Source organism: Kineothrix alysoides, assembly GCF_000732725.1.
Taxonomy (GTDB): domain Bacteria; phylum Bacillota; class Clostridia; order Lachnospirales; family Lachnospiraceae; genus Kineothrix; species Kineothrix alysoides.
On sequence record NZ_JPNB01000002.1, the window covers coordinates 294,835 to 319,935 of the forward strand.

General features: G+C 39.0%; 21 protein-coding genes. 4 read left to right on the top strand and 17 right to left on the bottom strand.

Features of this window, described 5'->3' with window-relative positions; genetic code table 11:
* Positions 1-511 precede the first annotated feature (511 nt).
* From CC90_RS0112355 to CC90_RS0112365, 3 genes are all read right to left on the bottom strand, one after another.
* Positions 512-1,102, bottom strand: coding sequence for a TetR/AcrR family transcriptional regulator (locus tag CC90_RS0112355; protein ID WP_031391079.1), 591 nt, complete (start codon positions 1,100-1,102; stop codon positions 512-514).
* Between the two features lie 100 nt (positions 1,103-1,202).
* Positions 1,203-2,000, bottom strand: a complete 798-nt coding sequence (locus CC90_RS0112360) for a class I SAM-dependent methyltransferase (RefSeq protein WP_051869524.1) — start codon at positions 1,998-2,000, stop codon at positions 1,203-1,205.
* Complete coding sequence (locus tag CC90_RS0112365; protein ID WP_031391081.1) at positions 1,990-2,358, bottom strand: hypothetical protein; 369 nt, start codon at positions 2,356-2,358, stop codon at positions 1,990-1,992. The genes CC90_RS0112360 and CC90_RS0112365 overlap by 11 nt, the downstream gene beginning before the upstream one ends.
* A gap of 249 nt (positions 2,359-2,607) precedes the next feature.
* Between CC90_RS0112365 and CC90_RS0112370 the strand changes: the two genes are divergently transcribed.
* The gene (locus CC90_RS0112370) at positions 2,608-3,348 is read left to right on the top strand and encodes a hypothetical protein (RefSeq protein WP_031391082.1); all 741 of its coding nucleotides are present in this window, start codon (positions 2,608-2,610) and stop codon (positions 3,346-3,348) included.
* Positions 3,349-3,479: 131 nt separating this feature from the next.
* Here CC90_RS0112370 and CC90_RS0112375 read toward each other — a convergent pair whose 3' ends face one another.
* A complete protein-coding gene (locus CC90_RS0112375; RefSeq protein WP_031391083.1) occupies positions 3,480-4,358 on the bottom strand; it encodes a LysR family transcriptional regulator in 879 nt (292 codons plus the stop codon).
* 675 nt (positions 4,359-5,033) lie between these two features.
* Here CC90_RS0112375 and CC90_RS0112380 point away from each other — a divergent pair.
* Positions 5,034-6,029: a YeiH family protein gene (locus CC90_RS0112380; RefSeq protein ID WP_031391084.1), complete on the top strand. Its 996-nt coding sequence runs from the start codon at positions 5,034-5,036 to the stop codon at positions 6,027-6,029.
* A gap of 163 nt (positions 6,030-6,192) precedes the next feature.
* Here CC90_RS0112380 and CC90_RS0112385 read toward each other — a convergent pair whose 3' ends face one another.
* From CC90_RS0112385 to CC90_RS0112400, 4 genes are all read right to left on the bottom strand, one after another.
* The gene (locus CC90_RS0112385; RefSeq protein ID WP_242843302.1) at positions 6,193-6,573 is read right to left on the bottom strand and encodes a phosphatase PAP2 family protein; all 381 of its coding nucleotides are present in this window, start codon (positions 6,571-6,573) and stop codon (positions 6,193-6,195) included.
* A 531-nt stretch (positions 6,574-7,104) separates the two neighbouring features.
* Positions 7,105-7,980 (bottom strand): carbohydrate ABC transporter permease, encoded by an 876-nt coding sequence (locus CC90_RS0112390; RefSeq protein WP_081905992.1) that lies wholly within the window; start codon positions 7,978-7,980, stop codon positions 7,105-7,107.
* A 1-nt stretch (position 7,981) separates the two neighbouring features.
* Entirely contained in the window at positions 7,982-8,878 is an 897-nt protein-coding gene (locus tag CC90_RS0112395; RefSeq protein WP_031391087.1) for a carbohydrate ABC transporter permease, read from the bottom strand.
* A 137-nt stretch (positions 8,879-9,015) separates the two neighbouring features.
* The gene (locus CC90_RS0112400) at positions 9,016-10,434 is read right to left on the bottom strand and encodes an extracellular solute-binding protein (protein WP_031391088.1); all 1,419 of its coding nucleotides are present in this window, start codon (positions 10,432-10,434) and stop codon (positions 9,016-9,018) included.
* Between the two features lie 316 nt (positions 10,435-10,750).
* Here CC90_RS0112400 and CC90_RS23185 point away from each other — a divergent pair, with 316 nt between their 5' ends.
* Both CC90_RS23185 and CC90_RS0112410 read left to right on the top strand, forming a co-directional pair.
* The gene (locus tag CC90_RS23185) at positions 10,751-11,329 is read left to right on the top strand and encodes a PadR family transcriptional regulator (RefSeq protein WP_051869526.1); all 579 of its coding nucleotides are present in this window, start codon (positions 10,751-10,753) and stop codon (positions 11,327-11,329) included.
* Positions 11,330-11,432: 103 nt separating this feature from the next.
* A complete protein-coding gene (locus CC90_RS0112410) occupies positions 11,433-12,647 on the top strand; it encodes an IS256 family transposase (protein ID WP_031390389.1) in 1,215 nt (404 codons plus the stop codon).
* Positions 12,648-13,333: 686 nt separating this feature from the next.
* On the opposite strand, the gene CC90_RS0112415 is transcribed toward CC90_RS0112410, so the two are convergent.
* From CC90_RS0112415 to CC90_RS0112455, 9 genes are all read right to left on the bottom strand, one after another.
* Positions 13,334-15,490 (bottom strand): methyl-accepting chemotaxis protein, encoded by a 2,157-nt coding sequence (locus CC90_RS0112415; protein WP_031391090.1) that lies wholly within the window; start codon positions 15,488-15,490, stop codon positions 13,334-13,336.
* Positions 15,491-16,151: 661 nt separating this feature from the next.
* On the bottom strand, positions 16,152-17,102 hold the full coding sequence (locus CC90_RS0112420; RefSeq protein ID WP_031391091.1) for an ABC transporter ATP-binding protein: 951 nt from the start codon (positions 17,100-17,102) through the stop codon (positions 16,152-16,154).
* Positions 17,093-18,082, bottom strand: coding sequence for an ABC transporter ATP-binding protein (locus tag CC90_RS0112425; protein WP_031391092.1), 990 nt, complete (start codon positions 18,080-18,082; stop codon positions 17,093-17,095). The genes CC90_RS0112420 and CC90_RS0112425 overlap by 10 nt, the downstream gene beginning before the upstream one ends.
* Before the next feature lie 13 nt (positions 18,083-18,095).
* Complete coding sequence (locus tag CC90_RS0112430; RefSeq protein ID WP_031391093.1) at positions 18,096-18,953, bottom strand: ABC transporter permease; 858 nt, start codon at positions 18,951-18,953, stop codon at positions 18,096-18,098.
* A complete protein-coding gene (locus CC90_RS0112435) occupies positions 18,953-19,903 on the bottom strand; it encodes an ABC transporter permease (protein WP_031391094.1) in 951 nt (316 codons plus the stop codon). Before CC90_RS0112435 ends, CC90_RS0112430 begins: the two co-directional genes overlap by 1 nt.
* A 90-nt stretch (positions 19,904-19,993) precedes the next feature.
* Positions 19,994-21,670, bottom strand: coding sequence for an ABC transporter substrate-binding protein (locus CC90_RS0112440; protein WP_031391095.1), 1,677 nt, complete (start codon positions 21,668-21,670; stop codon positions 19,994-19,996).
* A 44-nt stretch (positions 21,671-21,714) separates the two neighbouring features.
* Entirely contained in the window at positions 21,715-22,497 is a 783-nt protein-coding gene (locus CC90_RS23190) for an SDR family NAD(P)-dependent oxidoreductase (RefSeq protein ID WP_081906068.1), read from the bottom strand.
* Positions 22,498-22,529: 32 nt separating this feature from the next.
* Positions 22,530-23,816, bottom strand: coding sequence for an alpha/beta hydrolase family protein (locus CC90_RS0112450; protein WP_051869530.1), 1,287 nt, complete (start codon positions 23,814-23,816; stop codon positions 22,530-22,532).
* A 13-nt stretch (positions 23,817-23,829) separates the two neighbouring features.
* Positions 23,830-24,873, bottom strand: coding sequence for an amidohydrolase family protein (locus tag CC90_RS0112455; protein ID WP_031391098.1), 1,044 nt, complete (start codon positions 24,871-24,873; stop codon positions 23,830-23,832).
* Positions 24,874-25,101 lie beyond the last annotated feature (228 nt).

Consider the following 25,101-nt stretch of genomic DNA (forward strand, 5'->3'; position numbering starts at 1 on the left):
TATCCATATCCTCTTTTTAATAGAAGCGGCTTCCACGTAAAAGAATATCATTTCGTTTTTTCTTATTGTTACTGTGTTTTCTATTATACTCTCTCGCAGAAGAAAGTAAAAGCATAATAATTTTCGTATTTTTACAATATTTCCACTATATTTATATCATATTTATGCAATACTTATAAATTAATTAATTTTTATATGAATTATCAAAAGAAAATTTCATAAAATATTTTAGTCCGAAATATCCATCTAATAATATACAAAGGTTATTCTCCGGAAGAAACATACGATGCAATGGCAACACACTGTAAATAATAAAACCAAAACTTCGTACAAAATTAGTAGTTGTATTTATAGAAATAATAATTATTATCGGCACAATATTGACAGTGGAACACGTTACAATACGGTCCCACTTCCGGTATAAAATAAAGTGTTATGGACTCACAAAATAATTCAGCAAATTGAGATCTTTTAGTATATTTTCCAAACCGCCGATAACAGGGAGAAGCCTTTATTCACTCACTACTATCTGCTCAATAATCCCACTCAACATTATATCTATTACTTGTTTCTTCCTTCTATCACCTTCATCCGGCAGGCTGATCCATGCACCATATAACGCTCCAAAAACTGTCGAAACTGTCTTCGTATCATATACAAATGGAATTCCATGCCGTACCAGCACGTTCACCGCATCCACATTCTGTTCTGTAAACTCTGCCAAACGCTGCTCGGATACCTTTCTCGATATCATTTCGATATTTGCAGCATTTATCTGGGATAAAATCGGATATTTCAGCATAAGCTCATACATTTTTAAAAAGACCTGCTTTACCCGTTCTCCGGCAGAATATGCTTTATTCTCATCCAGTACCTTTTCCAGACTGGTAAAGATATCTGCCTGAGCCGTTTCAACGATATCGAGATAAAGGTATTCCTTTCCGTCATAAAATTTATAGAAAGATGCCTTGGCAATATTAGCAGCAGCTACTAAATCATCAATGGTTACTTTCTTTAGCCCGTATGCCGTAAATAAATGTTCTCCTTCCGTTAAAAGCTTTTGCTTAATCCTCTCTTTTTCCTTCTCACTAAAGCGCGGCATATCTCATCCTCTCCTTTTTATTTGCAATTTTTTTCACTTAATGGAATCTTTTTTTTACTTGATAGAATCTATTTGCTTTACTTTATGGAATCTCTTTCTCTTACTCTATGGAATCTCTTTCTTTTACTTTAAGGTGAATAATCTGGCTGCGTTTTCTCGTGGAGGGCAGAATGTTTAATATCCTAAGAAGCCACGGCTGACGCTCCTTCAACAGACTTCCCATGCTCCACGACTTTACCAATTCGATACGAGAGTCCAGCTTTTCTAAATCTTTTACCCTGTCTATTCCCCATAAGAACTTGCTGCTGATTCCCTTATTCATAAAAAAAGGATGGACTACATCAAAAAATATATCGGCCTTGGGAAAGGCTTCTGCTATCTTTTGGAGAACTTTTTGCACATCTTTTTCCCCAAAATACATGAGCAAGCCTTCTGCTATGATTATTACCGCATTGCCTTCTCCAGTTCTAATCCCATCCGTCCAGCTTTCATCCAAAATAGATTCTGCGATAAAATGAATATCCGTTTCCCCTACAAATTGCTTTCTTAACTCTATTGTCTCCGGCAAATCCAAGTCGTACCATTCTACTTCTTCGCATGAAATTCTATTATATCTTGTATCCAGCCCTGCCCCCAAATTGACGATAACAGCTTTTGAAACAGAAGACAATATTTTAGAGATTTCATCATCTATGATCTTTGTGCGCGCCAAAATCCCAAGAGTGGATATGCTTCCGCCATCCACTATGAAATTCGATGTATCCGCTCGACTTAAAAATTCCACCGCCTTTTCATCACGAATCACACCGTTCACTCGTAATGTTTCATGAGCCCGGGCCGCTAATGGAATAAATAATGTCTCTGAAATTTCAGGTATTTTTAACTTCTCATTCTGCATTTAATTCACCGCCTTCTTTGAATTTAATACCGCATATATTGCAGCTCTTATCATTCTTTTTAATCTGTCGATTGCCGCACGACTGGCATTCATAAATTCCTTCCGGCAGCGACAGCTTTATACTCACATTGTCTTTATAATGGCGATTCCAAAATTTGTCTTGCTTGAATTCAATCATCAGCCATATAGAAAATAGCACCAATACCGCTATCCCAGTAATAAATGATATTTTTGAAAGCCATAGCAATTCTGTCCAGTTTTTCGGAACAAGACTAGAGAGCATTGGTATTACAAAGGACAACGTCAGGCCTGCTCCTATTACCTTCCCCCCATACCCATTTGAGTTGATTTTTTTCATCGCATCCCCTTATATGAACTAAACAATTATTTTATTATTTATAGTATATATTATATTTTTTTAATGTCAAATGAAATGTGACCCGCTCAAATCCCCTTTCTTCTGCCGGGTATCAGTCTAAGTTCTTTATAAGATTTTAAAAATATAAGTTTCAATGCTATAATATAGCAAAGTAAAATTATATTTTTGTTTTAGTATTGATTAGATTTCCGGTTAACTATAAAAATTGATAGTCAGAAGGTGAATATAATGGTTTATGAAGAACGCTTTATCGCATTTTTGAATATTCTCGGGTTTAAGAATATGATTGAGTCTACAAAGGATAATATTGAATATCAGGAAAAAATAAAGAACATATTGAACTATATCGCAGGTATAAGAGATGATAATTATTATGGGTCTTTGGCAGAGTACGGGGTCTTTAAAGAAGTGTCTGTCTTTTCCGACAGCATCGTAATTTCATATTCCAGCAGTCTTGATATTGGCGGCGCGCTTTTCCATGTGCTTATGGATTTGGTTTACATTTGCAATGATTTATTGATACATGGTATATATGTCAGAGGAGGCGTCAGCTGCGGACAAATGTATCACGATAAAAATGTTTGCTTAGGTCCTGCAATGGTGAAATCCTACGAAATAGAAAATAAAACTGCCGTTTACCCAAGAATAGTCATTGATCCTCCTGCCTTCAGGAGAGGCCTCGATTTACCCGGTAAAGCAAGTACCCTTGAGCAGGAGGCAAAGCATCTTAAGGCCTTAATTTGTTGTGATAAGAACGGCATATATTATCTTGATTTTTTATCGCAGCACCAAGAGTTTAACGACTCCTTAGATTATAATTACTTTTTAGAAAGCATAAAATCGAACATAATTTCACACTTAAACGCAAGATACCATAGAGATATTGCGCAAAAATACTTTTGGTTTGCAAATTACTATAATGAAACAATTAAAAAGTCTATGAAAAATATCCGGCTGATATATTCATAGACTTGGAGCCATATAAAAATAACTAATTCTATATTAAAAGTGTGTATAATACCACCATGGAAACGACTTAGGGTCCACAGACTTATCGCCAAATCTTTGAAGTGGATTTCTGCCATATCCTGCAATAACAACTAATTTGTATTTTGATAGCAGGCATCTATAACACAATTCATCGAATGGGTTAAATACTTATTTTTATGATAAATCACTTTAAAATGGCGTTCGAATACAAGATCATCGATATTGACAGGACATAGCGTTCCTGCCTCTGCTTCACCTGTGATATAGCGTTCCGATATGACGGAAATGCCGATTCCTTCAGCGACTGCCGCTTTGATCGCGTCTGCATTGCTGCATGTCCATGTGGAATTCCAGCGAAGCTGCTTCTCCTTCATCTTGTCTTCAAAAATCTTGCGCGTTCCGCTTCCGACTTCCCTCAAAATAAAGTTTTCCTGCTCCATTTCCCGTGAATTGATACTGCTGCGCGCGGCAAAAGGATGGCTTTTTGCACAGATCAATACCAAGGTGTCTCTCATAAACGGAGAATTTATCAAGTCCTCCGAGTCCACATCACCTTCCACAAGGCCTATGTCCAGCTTATCTTGAAAAAGTAATTTCTTCACCTGCTCTGTATTTCCTATTTCGACCTGCAATGTTAGCTGAGGATATGTTCGCATAATTTTTGCTGCGAGCTTAGGCAGTACGCATGCCCCAATCGTTACGCTGGCACCTATACGCACAACTTCGTTTTGACTTAAATCGCGCATATTCTGCTCCGCATCGAAATTCATTCGTATAATATGGCGGGCATAGCCCATAAGCTGTTCTCCTGCTTGGGTAAGATACAGCTTTTTGGATAAACGTTCAAATAAACGCACATTATAATGCCGTTCCATTTCTGCAATAGCCTGACTGACTGCAGATTGTGACATATACAGTTTGCCGGCTGCTGCGGTCATGTTCATTGTGTCGCAGACCTCAATAAAAATCTGAAAATGCCGGAATGTCATTTATCCTGCCTCCTGATTGTTAATTGATAATTTATGGTTCATTGTTCATTGTTCATTGTTCATTGTTCATTGTTCATTGCTCATTGCTCATTGCTCATTGCTCATTGCTCATTGCTCATTGCTCATTGCTCATTGCTCATTGCTCATTGCTCATTGCTCATTGCTCATTGCTCATTGCTCATTGCTCATTGCTCATTGCTCATTGCTCATTGCTCATTGCTCATTGCTCATTGCTCATTGCTCATTGCTCATTGCTCATTGCTCATTGCTCATTGCTCATTGCTCATTGCTCATTGCTCATTGCTCATTGCTCATTGCTCATTGCTCATTGCTCATTGCTCATTGCTCATTGCTCATTAGTATTTACTTATCGTTATAATAAAATTATATTGTTTTACTAATATCAAGTCAAGGTATATAGTAAATCTTGCAAACTATGAAGTGAATGATACAATCGTTTCCCTCGCTTGAAATCAATCGTTTTTTAAGGCATGGTATTACCGCTGAAGTCATATTGCTATCATATTGGTAAATCATGAAGATTTTGCCCGTCCAGAAGTAAACCTACAAAACAAAATATAAAAAGTCCACCGTGTTACTATTGATTATAACAAAGTGGAAAGGAAAGGAGCGTATTGATGTATTTCATTATAAATACACCATACAAATATTAAAATGCGCAGAATAAAAAACAAATTACCCGGAATAGCACTTTCTGCTATCATTGCCCTTCCTGCCTGGCTGATCGGCAATCATTTTCCTATTATCGGAAGCCCTGTACTGGGCATTCTGTTCGGTTTGATGCTGTCCTTTTGGAAAAGGCCTGCGGGATTTCAGGAGGGCGTGAGCTATACCTCTAAGAAACTGCTGCAATATTCTATTATTCTGCTGGGATTTGACATGAATTTGTTTCAGGTTTTTCAAACAGGCAGACAGACGCTTTTTTTAATGGTCTTTACTTTGACCGCAACCTTTCTGGCTGCTTTTTACTTTGGCAGACTGTTAAAGATTGATAGGGATACGAATATTCTAATCGGCGTAGGCACTGCAATTTGCGGAGGTTCTGCGATTGCTGCTGCCGCTCCGGTCATTCGTGCCAGGGAGGAGGATGTGGCGCGTTCTATCTCGACCATATTTTTCTTTAATGTTATAGCCGCTTTCCTCTTCCCTTTCCTGGGACATGTTCTTCATATGACCGATTATCATTTTGGATTATGGGCCGGCACCGCCATCAATGACACATCCTCTGTAGTCGCTGCCAGCTATTCATTCAGCAATGAGGCGGGGAACCTCGCTGTAATCGTGAAGCTGACCCGAACCTTGATGATCATTCCCGTTACATTAGTATTAGCACTGCTTACCGTAAAGCGGGATTCACATACAGGCGGCGCAAAGTATCGGATTTCCTCTATTTTTCCATGGTTTGTATTAGGCTTTATAGCAGCTTCCGTAATCAGCACCTTTTTGCCATTGCCTACAGAAGCAGGATTTTTTTTAGCAAAGGTCGGGAAATATGTTATCGTTATGGCTATGGCAGCAATTGGTCTTAATACAAACCTTCCATCCCTTGTAAAAAACGGATGGAAGCCAATTGTACTGGGTTTAAGCTGCTGGGCAGTACTAGCTGCAACATCTTTGATTGTGCAGTTATGGTTTCTTCCCCTGCTATAGCAACAATATCCTCTCTGCTGAATTGTTAATAGCATAAATTAAAGTTGCAGCCTCCCGGTCGGGATATGTCTGCCTATCGGATTGGAAGTTCCCGCAAGACACCTCTTGTCTATTTTGCTCTTTTAATTTTTGTTAACGATTACCGCTGCTTTTCCGGTTAAAACTATACGCCTTCTTTTATCTTCTTTTGCGTTACTGTCGATGCATTAATTACCATTTCCGCCATAAAACTAATAGCTATCCCGCTAAACATTCCCGCAATCACATCACTAGGATAATGAACCCCCAAATACAATCGCGATATTGCAATCAAAAACGCCAGTATAAGAGTTGGTATCCCGATTTTCTTCGGCAGTTTTCTATAAAATATGCAGCCTGCCGCAAATGCACTGGCCGTATGGCCGGACGGAAATGAAAAATCTGCCGGTTTATGAATAAGAGGCACCAATGCGGTTATTGCATCGTAAGGTCTGCTTCTCTCCACTAAATTTTTCAGTATCATATTATTGATAATAAGTGACATAATCAGCGCACAAATTCCCATACAGCCTATTTTCCTCGTTCGAGGGAAAATTAAGAGAAGGACAGAAATTGATATCCATATAAATCCACTATTTCCCAAGGTTGTAATAAAGATAAAAAATGGAGTTAAAATATCGTTTCTTATAAAATCTTGTATAAATAATAGGATGCTGCTATCTAAGTGAATGAGTGCTTCCATCATACCATCTGCCTCTTTTCTTTTTCTCTTTATCTTAAAAAAGAAATATAAACAGCAGATGGAGAAGATATGAACGATTTCTAAACCTATCTGCGTTATATTCTATTTATTTATATGCTTTCTTTGATGTGATGGAGTACAGAAAACTGTAGTGAATTCACACCATTTCGTATAACAAGCAATAAAAAAGCAAAAAGAACAAATGCCAGATTTGCTGCAAGTGTTCCGCTTTCTGCTTTACTACATTTTATATTATTTTATATTCAACTTCAACACTTTTAAAAAATAGACACCCTTGCTTTCCGGTAACAGTATCCATTTCCCTTTCTCAACTCTGGAATTTTTGATAAGCACCTAGCCTTTAACGGCGCCGGCAACCATACCTTTGATAATCTGTTTACTGAATACGAAATAGAATATGAGAATGGGTAACATGGTAAGCAGCATACCGGCCATAATTCTTGGATAATCGGTTGAAAACTGACCGGAAAACTGTGTCAGTGCCAGTGATACCGTCTGCAGCTTTGGATTTTTCAGCAACACCAGCGCAAACGAGAATTCATTCCAGCATTGGAAGGTTGTAATAATGCCAACAGTCGTAAGAATCGGTTTGCAAATAGGAAAAATGATTTGAAACAGCGTTCTGGTAAAGCTGCTTCCGTCGATTGCCGCAGCCTCTTCCAACGCTGTCGGAATTGACTTTAAAAATCCGTCCACCAAAAAAATTGCCAGTGAAAGTCCAAACGCAACATACGGCAAAATCAAAGTATACCAGTGGTCTGATATTCCAACGCGTTTAAATATTACGTAGATTGGAACAAGCAGGGAATGAATCGGAATCAGCATTCCCATCAGGAACAGAACATATAGCAGCCTATTCCCCCTGAAAGGAATTCTCGATAAAATATAGCCAACAATAAATCCCAGAACAACGACAAAAATCACTGAAATTACTGTGGTTCTGACACTGTTAATAATGGAGGGAAGAATTCTGTAGTCCGAGTTGGTCAGTAAATTAATATAATTTTGAACGCTGATTTGAGTAGGAAAACCAATAATATCCTTATTGAATTCAGTCACCGACTTTAAAGATGAATAAAACATCCAGATCAACGGAAAAATGCAACTGAAAGAAAATATAATCAGCACCGTATTTAAGAATGCGGCCAAAACGCCTGTCTTCACCGTCTGCCCGACAGCTCTGCCGGAATGAGATAATTTATCGTTCATCCTAATAATCCTCCGATTCTTTTGTATATGCTTTTACTAGAAGCTGAACGCCTCCAATCAGGAGCAGGCTCGTAATAAATATACCGATCGAGATTGTGCTTCCATAGCCCATATTCGATCTCTGAAATGACATCTGATAGCTATAAAGCGCCATAACATTGGATTCATTGCCGGGTCCACCCAGCGTCATTGCATAGATATGGTCGAACACTTTCATATTACCCGCAACACACAAAGTCACGCAGACAAGGAGTGTTCTTTTAATCAGGGGAAATACGATATGGATTGCCCTCTGAATGGCATTAGCACCGTCAATTTCTGAAACCTCAAAAATTTCTTTGTCCACGGAGGAAATCGCAGATAGAATGATCACCATATAATAGCCGATATATTGCCAGATGAGCGGGATAGCAACGACAATCATGATCGTTTGCGGTTCATTCAGCCATACCTTGACTGCACTCTCCTTTCCGATAAAGGTCAAAAACCAGTTAATCAATCCACGTTTATAGTCAAATACCATCATCCAGATAAAGCCGATATACACCGCAGAGATTGTGCTCGGAAAAAAGCTTAAGGTCTGATGAAGACCCTTACACTTGACCAGCCGCGAATTAATGACCAGTACGATGACAAAAGCCAGACCAATCTGCCCTACAACACAGGCAGCCACTAAAAATACGTTATGGCCAAAAGACTGCCAAAAAATGGAGTCCTTGATTAAGGTTAAATAATTATCAATTCCGATAAAAGTTTTTTTCGGCCCACCCTTCCACTCAAACAAGCTGTAATAAGCCGCCGCCGCAAGCGGAACAAAAACAGAAAAAATATATAACAATATGGGAAAGAATAGGTAACCAAAAATCACTCTATTCTTTGGCCTTATCGCATTTAACATAAGTGCCCCTCCTTGAATCATTACTTTCTGCACACATCTGTTAGCAAACTTCCTAAGCTTTATATAAGCCTTATCCCAACACACCTCAGATAAGGCTTATACTTGCCTGATGCAAGAAGCTGCATATTAAGCTGTTCTTATTTCATTACTTCCTCATAGGCCGCCTGCGCATTTTCCGCAACTGCCTCAGGTGTAATGTCTCCGTTTAACATTGATTGTAGATCCGTATTCAGGGCCCCCCAAAGTGCGCCGGAAATAAAGGAATCGTATATTTGAGATGACTTATAATCCACATATGTAAAGTTATACAAATCCTGTGTCAGCTGATTAAACTTGCTCAAATCCACGCTATCAGGAGCAGTCAAACCGCTCACTGCATAATTGCTGGATACATAATTAGCAAAGTCTGCTCCCGTCGTTTTGTATATAAAATCAATAGCTGCCGCTAATTTAGCAGGATCCTCAGCTACTTTCGGGTTGATGGCAAGAGCATAGCCTAAACCGTTTGCCTGTGTGTCTGTATCTCCTGTTGCGCCTTCCGGCTGCGGGAATACTGCCAGTTTCGAATTTGCAAATAACTCCGGATTGGATTCTTCCAAAGTTGCACCAATATAGGTCATATCCCAATTTCCGCCTATGTAAGCCGCGCAGTCACCGGAGATGTAATATTCGCGAGCCGTGTAGTGGTCGATTGCGTTGAAATCTTCATTGAAGATGCCTGAAGCGAAAATATTCTGCATGAATGTCAACGCATCCACAAAGCTCTGATCTGTAAACATAGCACCATCGTTAGCAACAAGTGAGCTGAACCAGTCCATACCTGTAAACCGGTTGCCTATGCATGTCAGGAATGTTGAGTTAGCCTGCCACTGGTCCTTATTTGCAAAGCCCATTACCGTGATGCCTTTTTTGTCAAAAAAGTCCTTTGCCTTTACAACATCTTCCCATGTCGTCGGAAATGTATCAAAGCCTGCTTCTGCCCATAACTTAGAATCGTAAATAATTGCCGTACAAGTGCCTCCTGTCAATGCCGGAATTCCATAAATCTTTCCGTCGCTCGTAAATGCATTGAACAGCTCTTTCTTATACTTTACATTATCCGGTGAATTTACCACGACATCCGTCAAATCGAGCGCAAGTCCGTCTGCACCCCATCGTACGGCGTCCATTCCCTGAAGCACATAAATATCCGGAAGATCATCGTTTGCCGCAAGAGTAGCTATTTGTGTCTTATACTCTGTGTTAGCCAAGATATTTTGGCTTAATGTAATATCCGGATGGCTTTCTTCCCATTCCGCAACCATCTTGCGGAAACCATCAGCGCCGGGATTGCCCTTTGCTTCCTCTTCCGTTGAAAAATGCATGACTGTAAGCTCTCCCTGATAAGCATCTGAAGAACTGCTGTCTGCTTGTGCCTCCTCTTTGTCTGCTGCCGGAGTATCCGTTGCTGCAACTGCTGCCTCCTGTGCTGTCCCCGTGTCTGTCGTACCGCAACCTGACAATGATGCAATGAGCATTGAAGCAGCTGCGATAAGGGTTAATACTTTTCTTTTCATCTTTTTACCTCCCAATTTTTTTTGCATTTATGTACATATCGTTATGATAAAAATGCCATTTCCCAGAAGATTTTTTTATAAAAACTAATTGATATTCTATATATGAATTTCATGCAATGAATTTCATACAATGATTTTCATATAAAAATTACCATATTTATTTCATCTTGTCAATTATTTTCTAATATTTTATTTTTTGTTTTTTCAACATTATTTGATTTTCAATGACTTCCCCGTTCCTTTCTAGAAACATTCTTGACTTTAACATATAAAACTTTTAGAATTGAGTTAAAGATTAGAGAGGATGTGAATCAGCATGGCGAGAGTTAATAACAGTTATTATGCTATTCTTGGAATTCTAAGCATCGAACCGATGTCCGGCTATCAGATTAAGAATTCTATTAACGGAGGCGCAGGTTATTTTCTGGAAATTGATTACAAGCAAATCTATCCTACACTCAAGAATATTGTCGCCGACGGATTGGCGACCTATGAAGTAGTAAAGACGGAAAAGGGAGGAGAAAGCAAGCGATACATGCTGACCGACGCCGGTTTTCATGAATTAGAGAAGTGGTTGAAGAAGCCGGTTACAAATGGAAAACAGAGGGCTTCGGAGCTAATGCTAAAGCTATTCTACGGTCATAACACATCGGTAGATGTTATTTTGGCGCACATGGAGAATTATCGGCTTTCGGTAGCAACTTTTCTTCAGGAACTGGAAGACTTAAGCGCCTATGTCGACAGCAAGTCTGAGAAAAACCCTTTTTGGTATTACAGGCGGACGACCGTTAACCGGGGGCTGATGCACCGCCAGACGGAGTTAGATTGGTGTGAGCAGACAATTGCATATATTCAGGAACATATCAAGCCGTCTGCGTTGCTCGTCAAGGATTAATACAAAAAATGGTAGTGTAAAATAAGTTGTGTCTTTGGAAATAAATGGCTTCTCTCTGGAAAGAATTAGATAAATAATTCTTTTTCAGGAAGGAGCTTTTTATATGGCTATTGCAAAGGACCAATTACAACAAATTATTGCTGATAACGACATTAATAGTCCCAGTGATATCTATGCCCTATTTAAGGACAGTTTTAAAGATATGCTGCAGGAGCTATTAGAATCGGAAATGAATGCTTCAATTGGCTATGAAAAAAATAATAAGGAGCATATGGACTCGGACAACAAGCGCAATGGATATTCTCCCAAAACCGTAAAGAGTCAGTATGGAGAAGTACAACTGGATATTCCCCGAGATAGAAATGGGGAATTCGAACCCCAGATTGTTCCTAAGTACCAACGGGATATTTCGGGGATTGAGGAAAAAGTCATTTCCCTCTATGCCAGAGGCATGACCACCCGCGATATCCATGATCAGATTGAAGACTTGTATGGAATTCAAGTGTCAGCCGAAATGGTCAGCAAGATTACGGATAAGCTTCTGCCCGAAGTAAAAGAATGGCAGTCCCGTCCCTTGGAGCCAATCTATCCCTTTGTCTTCATGGATGCGATCCATTACAAAATCCGTGAGGATGGACGAATTTTGAATCGAGCAGCTTATGTGGTATTAGGCGTAAGTTTAGATGGGAATAAAGACATCCTGAGCATCAACATCGGGGCAAATGAATCCTCTAAGTTCTGGCTGGGTATGTTAAATGATTTAAAGAATCGTGGTGTCCAAGAAGTGCTCTTCTTTTGTGTAGATGGACTTAACGGATTCAAGGAAGCAATCGCCGCGGCCTATCCGCAGGCACAAGTACAACGGTGTATCATCCACATGCTGCGCAATTCCTTCAAATATGTATCCTATAAAGACATCAAGAAGTTTGCGTCTGACTTTAAAGCAGTATACAAGGCACCCACCGAAGAAGCAGCCCTTTCTGAATTAGAAGGAGCGAAAGAAATCTGGGGTAAAAAATATCCGTATGCAATCGCAAGTTGGGAACAGAATTGGGATGTTGTAAGCCCCTTTTTTCAGTTCAGCGAAGATATCCGCAGGATAATGTATACGACAAATATCATAGAAGGAGTAAATCGACAGTTTCGTAAGGTAACCAAGACAAAAAGTGTTTTTCCCAATGATACTTCCTTGGAAAAAATGTTGTACCTGGCGACTCAGAATGTAAAGAAGAAGTGGACGCAACGTTATCGTAACTGGGACTTAGTCTTAAGTCAGCTTCTTATCTTGTATGGTGATCGGATTAGCGAATATCTGTAAATAGAAAAAATCGGCAGGCTGCCCGCAAAGCTACCTGCCGATCCACATATATCTTATTTCACCGATAATTATAGTTTAACCAGAATATTCCAAGATAAACAGATTTTTCATTTTTATTTCGGAGGTCGGGTGTGGGCAGCGTCCACGAAAAGTTGCTTTTCAATTATCGATTACTTTTCATGTAGAAATGTATAAAATTTCTTTATCTGCACAGACTAAAATAAGAAAATAAATTCGACACAAAAGTTCACCTATAACTAACAAGAATTTTACATATCTAATTCAATTCCAGATACTTGATGTCATTTGAGACACAGGAAAATTTACGCCCTCCAAAAAATATAAAAAGTGTTTATCCCCCCACTGTCGAATAAACATAAAAAATCTGTAGTAGCTTATTGAACAAATCATACTACTACAGATTCTCTTCTACACCTGATAATTCAAGTCAGATAATATTCTTTTTTCAAGTTCTCCTTCAGTCTAAATCGGATAACTCAGCTGCCTTGCAAGGTTAGGATTAGCAGATTTCATGCATTACTCTGAATGGCTCATCCGATACTTTAAAGCTCTACCAGACTATTATCCACGTCTCTTCTGCGTATTCTTCTTGTTCCTTCAAAGGAAGCCTATCTTTTATCCACCTGCCTAAAGCATCTCTCCTCTAAAACCACTTAACACTTTCATCAGATCCGGAAATATCCAATTGCATCTGACAATTTCTGAATATCGTTTTCCAGTTCTTTCGCCTTATTCGCCATCGAATTAATGTTTTCTGTCTGCAATACTACCGTTGCATTGACCTCCTGTGTGGTAGCCGCTGTCTGCTGCGAAATGGCCGAGATACTTTCCACTGCGATCATAGTATCTGTTTTGGACTGTTCCATTACTTTGGTCTCTGCTGTAATATCCTTCATGTTATTTGTCAGAATATTAACTTTTTCCTGTATCTCTCTAAAGACTACTATCGTATTTTCCAGTGCACCTTCCTGCGCGAGCACAATTTTCTGTGCTTGATTCGCAGCTGATGTCGTACTTTCCGTCTGTCTTTGTACTCCATCAATAATTCTGCGGATTCGTTCCACCGCCTCTACCGACTGATCTGCAAGCTTTCTGATTTCATCGGCTACAACAGCAAAGCCTCTGCCTGCTTCCCCTGCACGTGCCGCTTCTACAGAGGCATTTAGCGATAGCAGATTAGTCTCATCCGCAATTTCATTGATAAATTCCACAACTTCATAGATACTGCGTGACTGTCTGCCTAGTTCCTCCATGCCATCCATTACCTGTCTGGTGATCTGTGTTGTCTCTTTTCCTTTTGTACGCAGTTCTTCCACAATATCCATTCCTTTATTTACTGTCTTATCGGTTTCCCTTGTATTTTCCATCGTATTGGAGATATATCCTGTTACATCCTCTATCCTGGAAGACAATAATTCCATCTGTGTTACACACTTTTGGGTATCGCCTGCCTGTAACTGATTCCCTTGTCCAATCTCATCAATTGCCAGTGCAATTCCTTTTGATCCTCCCAGAATATCTTCCGCCTGATCAGATACCTCTATTGCAATCGTGTGTACTCTGTCTCCAAATTCTGTAACCTGTCCGATCAACTGTCTGACCTGCTCTACCATATGGGTCAGAGCATATGCCAATCTGCCAAGCTCGTCCTTTTTCTTATCCCGGAAAATAACCGTCATATTGCCTGCCGAAGCTTTTTCAGAAATTCCTACCATGGTATTGATACGATTTCCAATTCCAAGCGCTAACGTTAATCCAATAATCAGAGAAAATAACGCTGTTGCAATCGTAATCATAATTGTAATCTGTTTAATCTGCTGTACCTGGCCTGTTATGTTTTGTTCCGGAATCATACTGCATACCATTGCGCCTGTTGTCCCGATTTTAGAATAAGCAAACAATTGAGTTTCATTATTCCATTCTGTTTCCAGATAGCCACTATCAGCTTGATCCTCCAAAGCCCTTTGGAAACACTCCATATCCTTAAAAACAACCTGAGTATTTATATCATTACAAGTAATCTCTCTTCTATCCGGTGTAATAAAGCTGACAATACTGCCTTCTCCCAAATCCATTTCTTCCAGAACAGACCGTACGGTATCCATATTTAAATCAATAATAAAAAATCCGTTTCCTTTACTCAATTTTCGTACATAAGAGACCGCATAGGAATCTGATGACTTTGAAAGAAGTTCATCGAGATAAACATGTTCCCCATACCATGCTTCCTTTTTGCCGGATGTCCATATCTGCCCCTCTTCACTTTGCATAAAGGTTTGATAGCTATCTGCCGTCAGTTCTCCGTCTGTTGAAAAATGCTTTGTAACAAAAGTTTTGTAACCAACCTTACTCTGTCCGCTATTTTCATCTGAGGAAACTTCTTTCGTCTTTGCTGCCGTTCCTTCTCCAATAATATGTACTGCACTAATAGATGGTACCGCAGTCTTTATAGCCATTAAATCAGATTTAATCTCCCGGTACATTGTATTACTGTCCCCACCATGTACCTGATCCTTTGTATAATACGAAACAATCTGAGAATTGTTTCCCAATTCCTTTGCTTTTTCAGACAATGTGCTCATCGTCAAGTCAAAATACTTTCCGATTGCACTCATCGTTTCTGTAGCAGAGTCTTTGTAGTTATGCACAATCGTTGTCAAGGCCAGTCTGTACGATACCGTTCCCAGCAACATGATAAATCCCACCGGAATAATAAAGCCAATAATCAGATTTCTTAAGATTCCTCTGCGAAAGCTCTTTTCACAATTTACTTTGTCGTATTTTTTGCTCTTTCTTACATTTTCTTTCTTCTCTTTTCTCATATGCCTCTGTTAAACTCCTTCCCTTAACCCCAATACGTTTAACGTTAAACTTATTATTTTTTCATTTTTTCTTTTCCTTTCAGAATAATCCCCGTAGAATCCCCATTATTCTATAGATTATTATACGAATAAAATATTTAATTAGGTTTAACGTTCAACTTAAAACTATCATTCCCTACCCGCTTTGTCAAGGAGAATCATTTGCATTTATATACTCCAAAAATTTTATTAGGATGATAGAGAGTTGCTAAAACGTGTTGAAAAGATACGCAACCGTAGTAACTCCAAACACAGCCAAAAACCAAATTGCAGCAAGAACTGCAAGAATTCTCAAAGATACTCGTCTTCCATGTACTTATCTGGATTGGTCCATATCTTTTTCTTGGAATTTTATTTTTCTCCAAGTATTGATTTCCAAAACACGTTTCGAGAACGCAAAAAGGCTCCCCGTATTAGTATTTCTACTAATAACGAAGTGCCTGATAACTTCTGCAATCCAGGGTTGTTCCTCACAATTGTTGCCGCTTAAATTTAATAAAAGTTTGCTTCGTGTGACTCCGCAAGAAATTTTCTGTTTCTAACATCTGTCTTCATGAATCTCCGAAAAATTCAGGCGGTTTTAAGATGGTTTTAAGGCTCTACTGAATCAATCCATCTTCTCTTAATTAATTTCTCTTACTCTGCAGCAAGCTACATAATGGTTTTTTTCAATCTCTTCCAGCTTTTGAGGTTGTTTACAGTCCTTAATCGCGTAGGGACACCTCGCTAAAAATCTGCAGCCCTGCTCCGGATTAATCGGCGAGGTGATTTCTCCCTTTAGCTGAACCCGCTGCATGGGGTGATAAATATCTGTAGATGGAATAGCTGACAGCAAAGCTTGCGTATAAGGGTGAAGTGTATTTAGAAACAAATCTTCTGTGGATGCCTTCTCTACAAGCTGTCCCAGGTACATGACACAAATTGTATTGGAAATATGTCTTACTACAGAAAGATCATGCGTCACAAACATATATGCAATTCCTGTTTTTTCCTGCAGATCCATAAGTAAATTCAATACTTGCGCCTGAATCGAGACATCTAATGCCGATACGGGTTCATCACAAACAATAAAATCCGGATTCAGCGCTAATGCCCTGGCGATACCCACTCTTTGACGACGGCCCCCATCTAATTCATGGGGATAGGATTGTCTTAGCCTCTCATCTACACCCACTAATTCCATTAATCTATGCGTCTGATCTTTTAATTCAGCTTTTGTTTTGTAAAGTTTAGAATGTCTTAAGGGTTCCATAATCGTAGATTCGATACGAATTCTCGGATTAAGGCTTGAATATGGATCCTGAAATACAATCTGCATTTTCTCTCGTACCCGCCTTAATTCATTTCCCTTTGCATTTGTAATATCATTTCCATTTAATAAGATCTTACCACCCGTTGCATCCTGCAATCTTATCATGGTTCTTCCCAACGTGCTTTTTCCACATCCTGATTCTCCAACAACACCTAGCGTTTCGCCTTTTTCAATCTTGAAAGAAACATCGTCTACTGCGTGATTAAGCCCAGTTGGAACTTTAAAGTACTTTTTTAAATTTTGCACTTCAATTAATGACATGTTTTCTCCTCCTGTTTTAAGTTACAGCACCGGCAAAAATGTCCTTCCGCTATTTCAGCAAATGGGATTTCCTCTTTACTGCATTCCTCTGTAACAAAAGGACATCTTGGTGCAAAAGAGCATCCCATTGGCAGGCATGTGGGATCAGGCGGTGAACCGATTATCGGGTTTAATCTTTTCTGTCCCTGTGTCATGCTTGGCAGTGAATTAAATAGTCCAATCGTATATGGGTGGGACGGCGATAAAAATAAATCTTTTTTTGTGGCATACTCAATGATCTTACCTGCATAAACAACCGCAACATTATCACTTGTTTCTGCAACAACACCAAGGTCATGCGTAATTAAAATCATTGATGTATTATGCTTTACTCTTAAGGTTTTAATCAAATCCAAGACCTGTGCCTGAATCGTAACATCAAGCGCCGTGGTAGGTTCATCCGCTAATAACAATATAGGATTGCACGCTAATGCCATCGCAATAACAACCCGCTGTTTCATACCTCCTGAAAACTCAAACGGATATTCCACATAACGTGCCTTAGGTATTCCAACTAATTCCAGCATTTCCTCTGCTTTTTCTATTGCTTCTTCTTTCGTGTAATCATTATGCAAGAGCAAGCCCTCTGTAATCTGATCACCAACAGTCATTAAGGGATTTAATGCTGTCATCGGGTCTTGAAAAATCATTGCGATTTTTTCACCTTTGATTTTCAATTTCTTTGCATCCGGCATACTAATGAGCTCTTCTCCTTCAAGCCATATCTCTCCCCCAATAAGTTTGGCAGGCGGGTTAGGAAGAATGCCCAAAATTGATTTGGCAATTGTTGTTTTTCCTGCTCCGGTTTCTCCGACAAGCGCTAACGTTTCACCCTTGTTCATATCGAATGAAACTTTGTTTACTGCCTGAACTACTTTTTTGCCTGATGTATATACTACTTCCAGATCCCGTACGGATAGGATTTTTTTTTCATCATTCATTTTTTATTCCCTCTTACTTTCTTAATTTTGGATCCATTGCATCTCTCAACCCATCACCGATTAAATTAATCGCTAATACCGTTAATGCAATAAATAATCCCGGGAACATAATTAAGTATGGATAGTTTAAAATATGAGTACGTGCATCAGCCAGCATTGCTCCCCATTCCGGAGTGGGCGGCTGAACGCCAAGTCCAATATACGAAAGCGCTGCTGCCATCGTAATAGTCATTCCGATTCCCATAGTTGCATCTACGATTACAGGAGAAATAACATTTGGCAATAAATGACGAAACATAATACTGATCTTAGAACAATTAATTGATTCAGCAGCTTCGAGGTACTCCTTTGAACGTTCGGAAAGAATCTGTCCGCGAATCAGGCGTACACCAATTGGAACATTTCCAATTGAAAGTGCGAGTACTGTATTAAAGAAACCTGCTCCTAGCACAGCAGAAATTAAAATGCATAAAAGCATACTTGGCAATGATGACCAGATGTCCATGAAGCGCATGATTATCGTTTCGGCTTGTCCCCCTAAATAACCTGCTACGCTTCCAATAATTATTCCGATCACCGAACCTACAACAGCTGCACATATACCCAGCGCCAATGAATACCGTCCTCCGTATAATAGCCGGCTGAACAGATCACGTCCCATTCCATCGGTGCCCATTATATGCTTCGCACTTGGTCCCTTAAACATATTTTTCAAATCCATTTCATTTAATCCATATGATGCTATAAATGGTGCGAATATACACGCTGAAACAATTATAACTAATATTATAATTCCAACTTTTGCTCCTGGATTCGACCAGATTCTACTCATAGTCTCTGCAAAAAGAGAGGACCTTTTTTCTTTTCTCATTATTTCATCCTCCTTCTCGCATTAGAATACTGCGCTTTAATTCTAGGATCTACAAATGCATAAACAAGGTCGACCAACAACATTGAAAGTGCTGTAAATACTGCAAAAAACAGAACACATGCGCGGACTACCGGATAATCACGACTATTAATTGCCGTAAGCAAGTAAAGACCAACACCTGGAATTGAGAATACGCTTTCAATAACTGCCGACCCGGCAACTACACGTGCAAACCCATTCCCTATTGACGTAATAATCGGCATTAGTGCATTAGGAAGCATATGTCCGTATATTACTCTGCCTTCCTTCTGCCCTTTTGCCCTTGCTGTTGTTATATAGTCCTCGCGAAAGACTCCTAAAATACTGGCACGTGTTTGCCTTGCGTTAACTGCTATACCACCAAGTGCACTACAAATTATCGGCATAATATAATATTGCGGTCCACCAATTCCATAGGATGGCAGCCACCCCAATTGCGATGAGAATAATAGAATCATTATTAACGCCACCCAAAAATCAGGGCATGAAATAAAAATCATTGCTATCCCCATGGTAAGCGAATCATACCATTTTCCTTCATGTGTTGCAGCAAAAATGCCCATTAATAATCCAAGGGTTAAATTCAATGCCATTGCTGATAAACCAATGATCAAGGTTCTTGGAAGTCTGATAACCAATTCATGCAAAACAGGTTTATCATATACCCACGATGTGCCTAAATCAAACTTAATAAATGTGTTGTACATAAATTCTCTTAACTGCCCAAAGTACGATTTGTCAAGTCCTAATAAATGACGTAAATTTGCCACATCTTCCGCCTTTGCATTTCCACCGGCAATAACAACTGCCGGATCCCCCGGTGTAAAATAAAGGATTGTAAAAATCACCAATGCAGTTCCAAATACGATCACCATCATCCATAACAATCGCTTTAATATATATCTTCCCATACTTTTCTCCATTCCAATGGCATACCTTAAAATAGCAGTATCCAATTCTTCAGTATTATTAAAGACTGGATACTGTTATTTTACATAAAGCTAATCAAGATAGTAGTCACATGAACCTGCCCGAAGAAATTCACTTTCACGATAAACCAGTGTTGCAAAATCCTCACTATACACTGAATTCGTAGCAGGTGAGCATAATGCATAGTAATAACCATTTTCTAAAATGTAATTGACGAAATCTGTTTCGTTTTCTTCAGTATGTCCGGCAAGTGATTTAACATTTAGCAATTTTTCCTGTAATGTATCATCTGCAATAAATGACATATTATATCCTGTTCCAAATTCAGTATTGTTCATAGGACGATTCCACTCCCCGACCTGTGAACCTCCGCCAATCTGACTGATCAAAATATCCCATTTGGTATAGTCAAGCATATCAGTCTGTGCAAGAGCCGCTTCTTCTGCTACGATTTCTACATTAATACCTGCCTGTAATAATAAAGCCTGAATCATTGTCATCATCGTCTTTATTGTCTCATCACTAGGTGCGAGCAATGTTAACGTTTCGCCGTTATATCCGGACTTTGATAAATATTCTTTCGCTTTTTCAAGGTCGCAAGATGCCATATAATTATCCGGATTTTCTTCCCATGAAGAATAATAATCACTAAAGAATGATGTGCCCAATGCTTTGGCTGCCACCGTATTTCCTGTCGCGGCAGAGATCGCTTCATTGTCAAGCGCATAATAAATCGCTTTTCTAAGGTTAACATCAGCGGTCAGTTTACCTTCATAATTGTTACACATCAGCATATACAGACCGCTGCCCTGCGTTACATAAACATCATTTCCTTCTGCATACTGACCACCCTCCGCAAAATCGGCAAGGTTTTCAGCAGGGATATATTCAGAGTACTGGATCTGTCCTGTGCTAAGCGCTATTACATGTTGGGATGTTTCTGCAATTATATTGTATTCTATCGTCTGAACATTAGCTAAATGTTCCGGATCACGTAATTCATCTTTTTGCCAATAATCATCATTAGCTTCCAATACACAACGAGAACCTGATACAAATTCTGAAACTTTATATGGCCCCGTTGCCACAGGTGCATCCGTAAAATTACCTTCTTCATATGCTTTTTGAGAAACAATACATGTTCTGCACCATGGCCATTCCAAAGCGCCAAGGGAATCAATGGGTGCTGTCCATGTAAATCGAACGGTATAATCATCCACTTTTTCTACACTTTTAAAACTGTCGAATTTAAATGCATTGCCTGAATCAACCAAAAGATTCAAAGAAAAAACTACGTCATCTGCTGTGATATGATTTCCCGCTGTATCATAAATGTAGTCATATATTTCTACATCCCAGTGAAGATCGTCAACTTCTGTATATCCTTTTGCTAATATCGGGATATACTCATTGTTTCTGAAATCAAAAAGTGGTTCATAGAAATTATAGTAAATAAACAATTTACTATTATCACCATTCATGGATGTTGGTGCGAGATCCTTCGGATCACTGATCATGCCTATAGAAATTTTGTCGTACCGTTCATCGCTTTCTGCTGTTGTTTTTCTTGAAGTATCTGCTGTCGGTGCAACATCCGCATCCGCCAGTGCCGCCGATTCAGATTCGGCTGCAGCGTCCTGTGCCTCTGTTTTTACTGCCTGATCACCTGCGGAACTTCCGCATCCTGTAACAAGTGAAGCCGTCATTGTTGCGCATAATAATAATGCCGCGATTTTTTTTCCTTTCATATTACCCTCCTTTTGTATTTTACCCCATACGGGTTAAAATCCCACTATAATAGATTCATTCCACCACTTAAATCAAGAAAAGTTCCTGTTGTGAATCCAATTTCTTCGCTTGCGAGATAGCAAATAGCTTGTGCAAGATCTTCCGCTGTTCCCATTCTGCCTGCAGGCACATTTGTCAAAAATTTCGTTGTGTCTTTGATTGGCGGTAAATCCTTATCTCTTATACCTTCCGGTTTTATTCGTTCTATTGGTCCTTTAACTATACAGTTTACGTTGATACCTTCACCAGCCAGTCTCGCTGCACAATTTTTAGTTAATGATGCCACAGCACCTTTCGCTACAGCGTTTGAAAAGCTCTCAAGAATCCCCCCCTTAACTCCTTCTACGGTGGTCATAAATATTACCCTTGCCGCTCTGCTTTTTCGAAGGTATGGTAATCCGCTTTTTAAAAGTGTATAGCTCCCGCCCACCAAATGATCTATGCTCTTCAATAAAGTTTGTGTATCTACAGAATCAATGCTGTCTTCAACACCATCATCTCCGGTATTGCAGATAATGACATCAATGGAACCAAATGTATTATAAATGTCTTTAAAAATCTCTTCATCCGACTTAGGCGGTGTCTGACATTTGCCATCTTGTACAATCAGGCACTTCCCTTTATAATTCATTTCATTGATTTCATTCATTAACGCCTGTGCCTGTGCCATTTGATGTGTCAGCATAATAACATTCATTCCATATTTACAGAGTTCCCTGGCAGACATTATACCGTCTCCGCCCGTTGCTCCTGCAAAAACACAAGTTCTTCCTTCTAATGTTAACATTATATTTATTTCCTCCTTTATGCGAAGTTCATTCACATGAATCTTCTCATCCAAGTACCCATATAGTCATATAGCACTTTCTCTGTATCTCCAAAACTTCCATGTTTTTTTTGCGCCAAATAATTTGGTGTAAACGTATGTCCTGCTCCATGAATAAACGCAATTGTTTTATCTCTCATTTGAGCATTTTCAAATATCATCTCAGCTGCAAGATATTCATAACTTCCCGTCAAGCCTATTGTTAAAAGCGGCACATTTATGTGCTTAATATTCGATATAGGAGATGCATAACAGGAATTCCAATCGATCCCGACAATATCATCTTCTTTTACTAAGAACTCATCCGTTGCATCAATTGCCTGAGAGCTCAAAAAACCTTTTACTGTAGTAGCATTAGCACCCATGTTATAAAATTTCGAAAAACAAAAATCTATTTCCGGCGTTCTTACACAATGAATGATTTCATTTGTCACCGTACCATCTCCGTGTAACAGATCATACGGTTTTTTAGTATGACTTAAGAAGTGCAAATCTTCCGGAATCAATCTGTTGTTCGGTTTTGGTTGATTGCCCGCAGTAATAATAAATGGCTCGTCGTCTGCATAATTTCCCTTGCCGGCATTAATTAACTCAAGTCTGTTTAATGCAAGCTTAATGAGACGTCTATTTCTATCTGCCTGCGCCTTAAAATATTTCTTAATAAATGCTTCCGTATAATGCGCCCCTTCCGGATCATAACCATTTGCAGGATTAAAGATATCCAATTCCGGGTCAAGCCTCATACCATTTCCCTCTTCAATGACCGCAGGATCCAGGCTTAATAATGTCATGACTCCATTTCCATAGTTTGCGTCGATCAGCATAATTCCATCTGCCGGAATCAGCTCTTCCTGTATTGTAGTTGCATAAATTTTTTCATTGCCACGATAAATTTGAGCGCCGTTCTCAGCAATACTCTGGTAAGCTGTCATCAGAGTTGCTCCTCCACTATGTCCCATTAAAATAACCTTTTTAACACCCGGGAGGCTCTTCAAAAAATTCATTGCTTTATTTAATGTTCTGAATTTATTTTCTATTTCACCAAATTCAGAGTCACATGCCAATACTTGAAATCCCTGACTTGCAAGTTGCGGTCCCATATTTTGTGACATATAATTCTGGTCACAATGCATCAATAAAACCGCAATATTACTAAGTTCATTTTTCTTTTTCGCTGAGTAGTACATACCGAGTGCACCAAAGCCCATCTCAACAAGCTGCTCCTCCACATCTTCTACAATGTCTCTATAATAAATCCCTTTTGAATTTAAACGATACATTTTATCCCTCCTGTTATTCTTCAATTTTATAAAGTTTCTGGGCATTTTTCCCTAAGACTAGTCCCTTTTCAAATTCAGAAATGTCAAGGTTATTCACAAATTCAACTCCTCCCAGCAGCCATTCTCTGCGCACAGGATAAGATGTACCGAAGATCACATGATCTGCCCCCAGTATTTTTATTGCACATTCCAATTGTACCTTTCCCCATGGCTGTGCATGAGACATTTCGAAATATATGTTATTCTTAAATTGTTCTTCAACTTTTTCGTTGTCAGTTTCAAATCGATTTACTGTTTCTGTCTTTGTCTTCTTTGGAAACAGCATATTGCTGATTGCAAAAAATCCGCCTCCGAGCATAGAATGCACAAACTTGATATTAGGATACTTCACAAAAAATCCGCTAAATAGTTCTCTGCTGATTGCAAGTCCCTGGTCTACACATCTGCCATAGGAGCGTCTGACATTATTAAATTCATAAAAAGAATTATATTCCACGGGTACCGGTGTGTGGTGTATATACACTGTCATATCTAATTCATTTACTTTTTCAAAAAACAATCCGAACCTTTCATCATCCAAATAAACGTCCCCATAATGTGCCGACATTTGAAGGGCATTTATATGAAGCTTATCATGGCATCTTACAAGTTCATCTATGTTTTCCTGAGTCGGGTAGGGAGGAACAATGGCAAGCGGTATTAATCGTCCATTACTCTTTTTTGCATGTTCATACATTTTATCATTGAAATAACGACTCATCGAAAGTCCCATCCATTCCTGGCAACAGGGAACTTTTAAAACTGCTTTTTCAACACCTGCAATATCTAGATCATTTAACTGATTTTCTAATATATAATCATGTTGTGCGTAATTCAAATTTTGAAATCCTTTTGGCTTCTCTAAGACGATCTGCTTTAAACCATTTTTTTCTGCAATTTCTTCTGAATAACCATACCATCCATATTCGCCCGGAATTTCATCTAAAAATTGTTTCATCAACTCTTCATCATCAAAAAGCTCTTCCGGAAACCAATACATATTTGCATCAATAATCATTTTTCTCTCCTAACGTGCTTTTTATAGCGCACGCACAGAAATGTATATTCGCATTATCATTTACCACTTTGTGATATTGTAATATGATAACTTGACGAATTATTTTCTTTACGCGTCTTGTAGCGCTTGTATATTTTAATAATTAATTCTATATTTCGAATTATACTTTATACATATTCCACAATCAAACCGCTTTAAACTATATTTTATGCAGTATTCGCATAAATA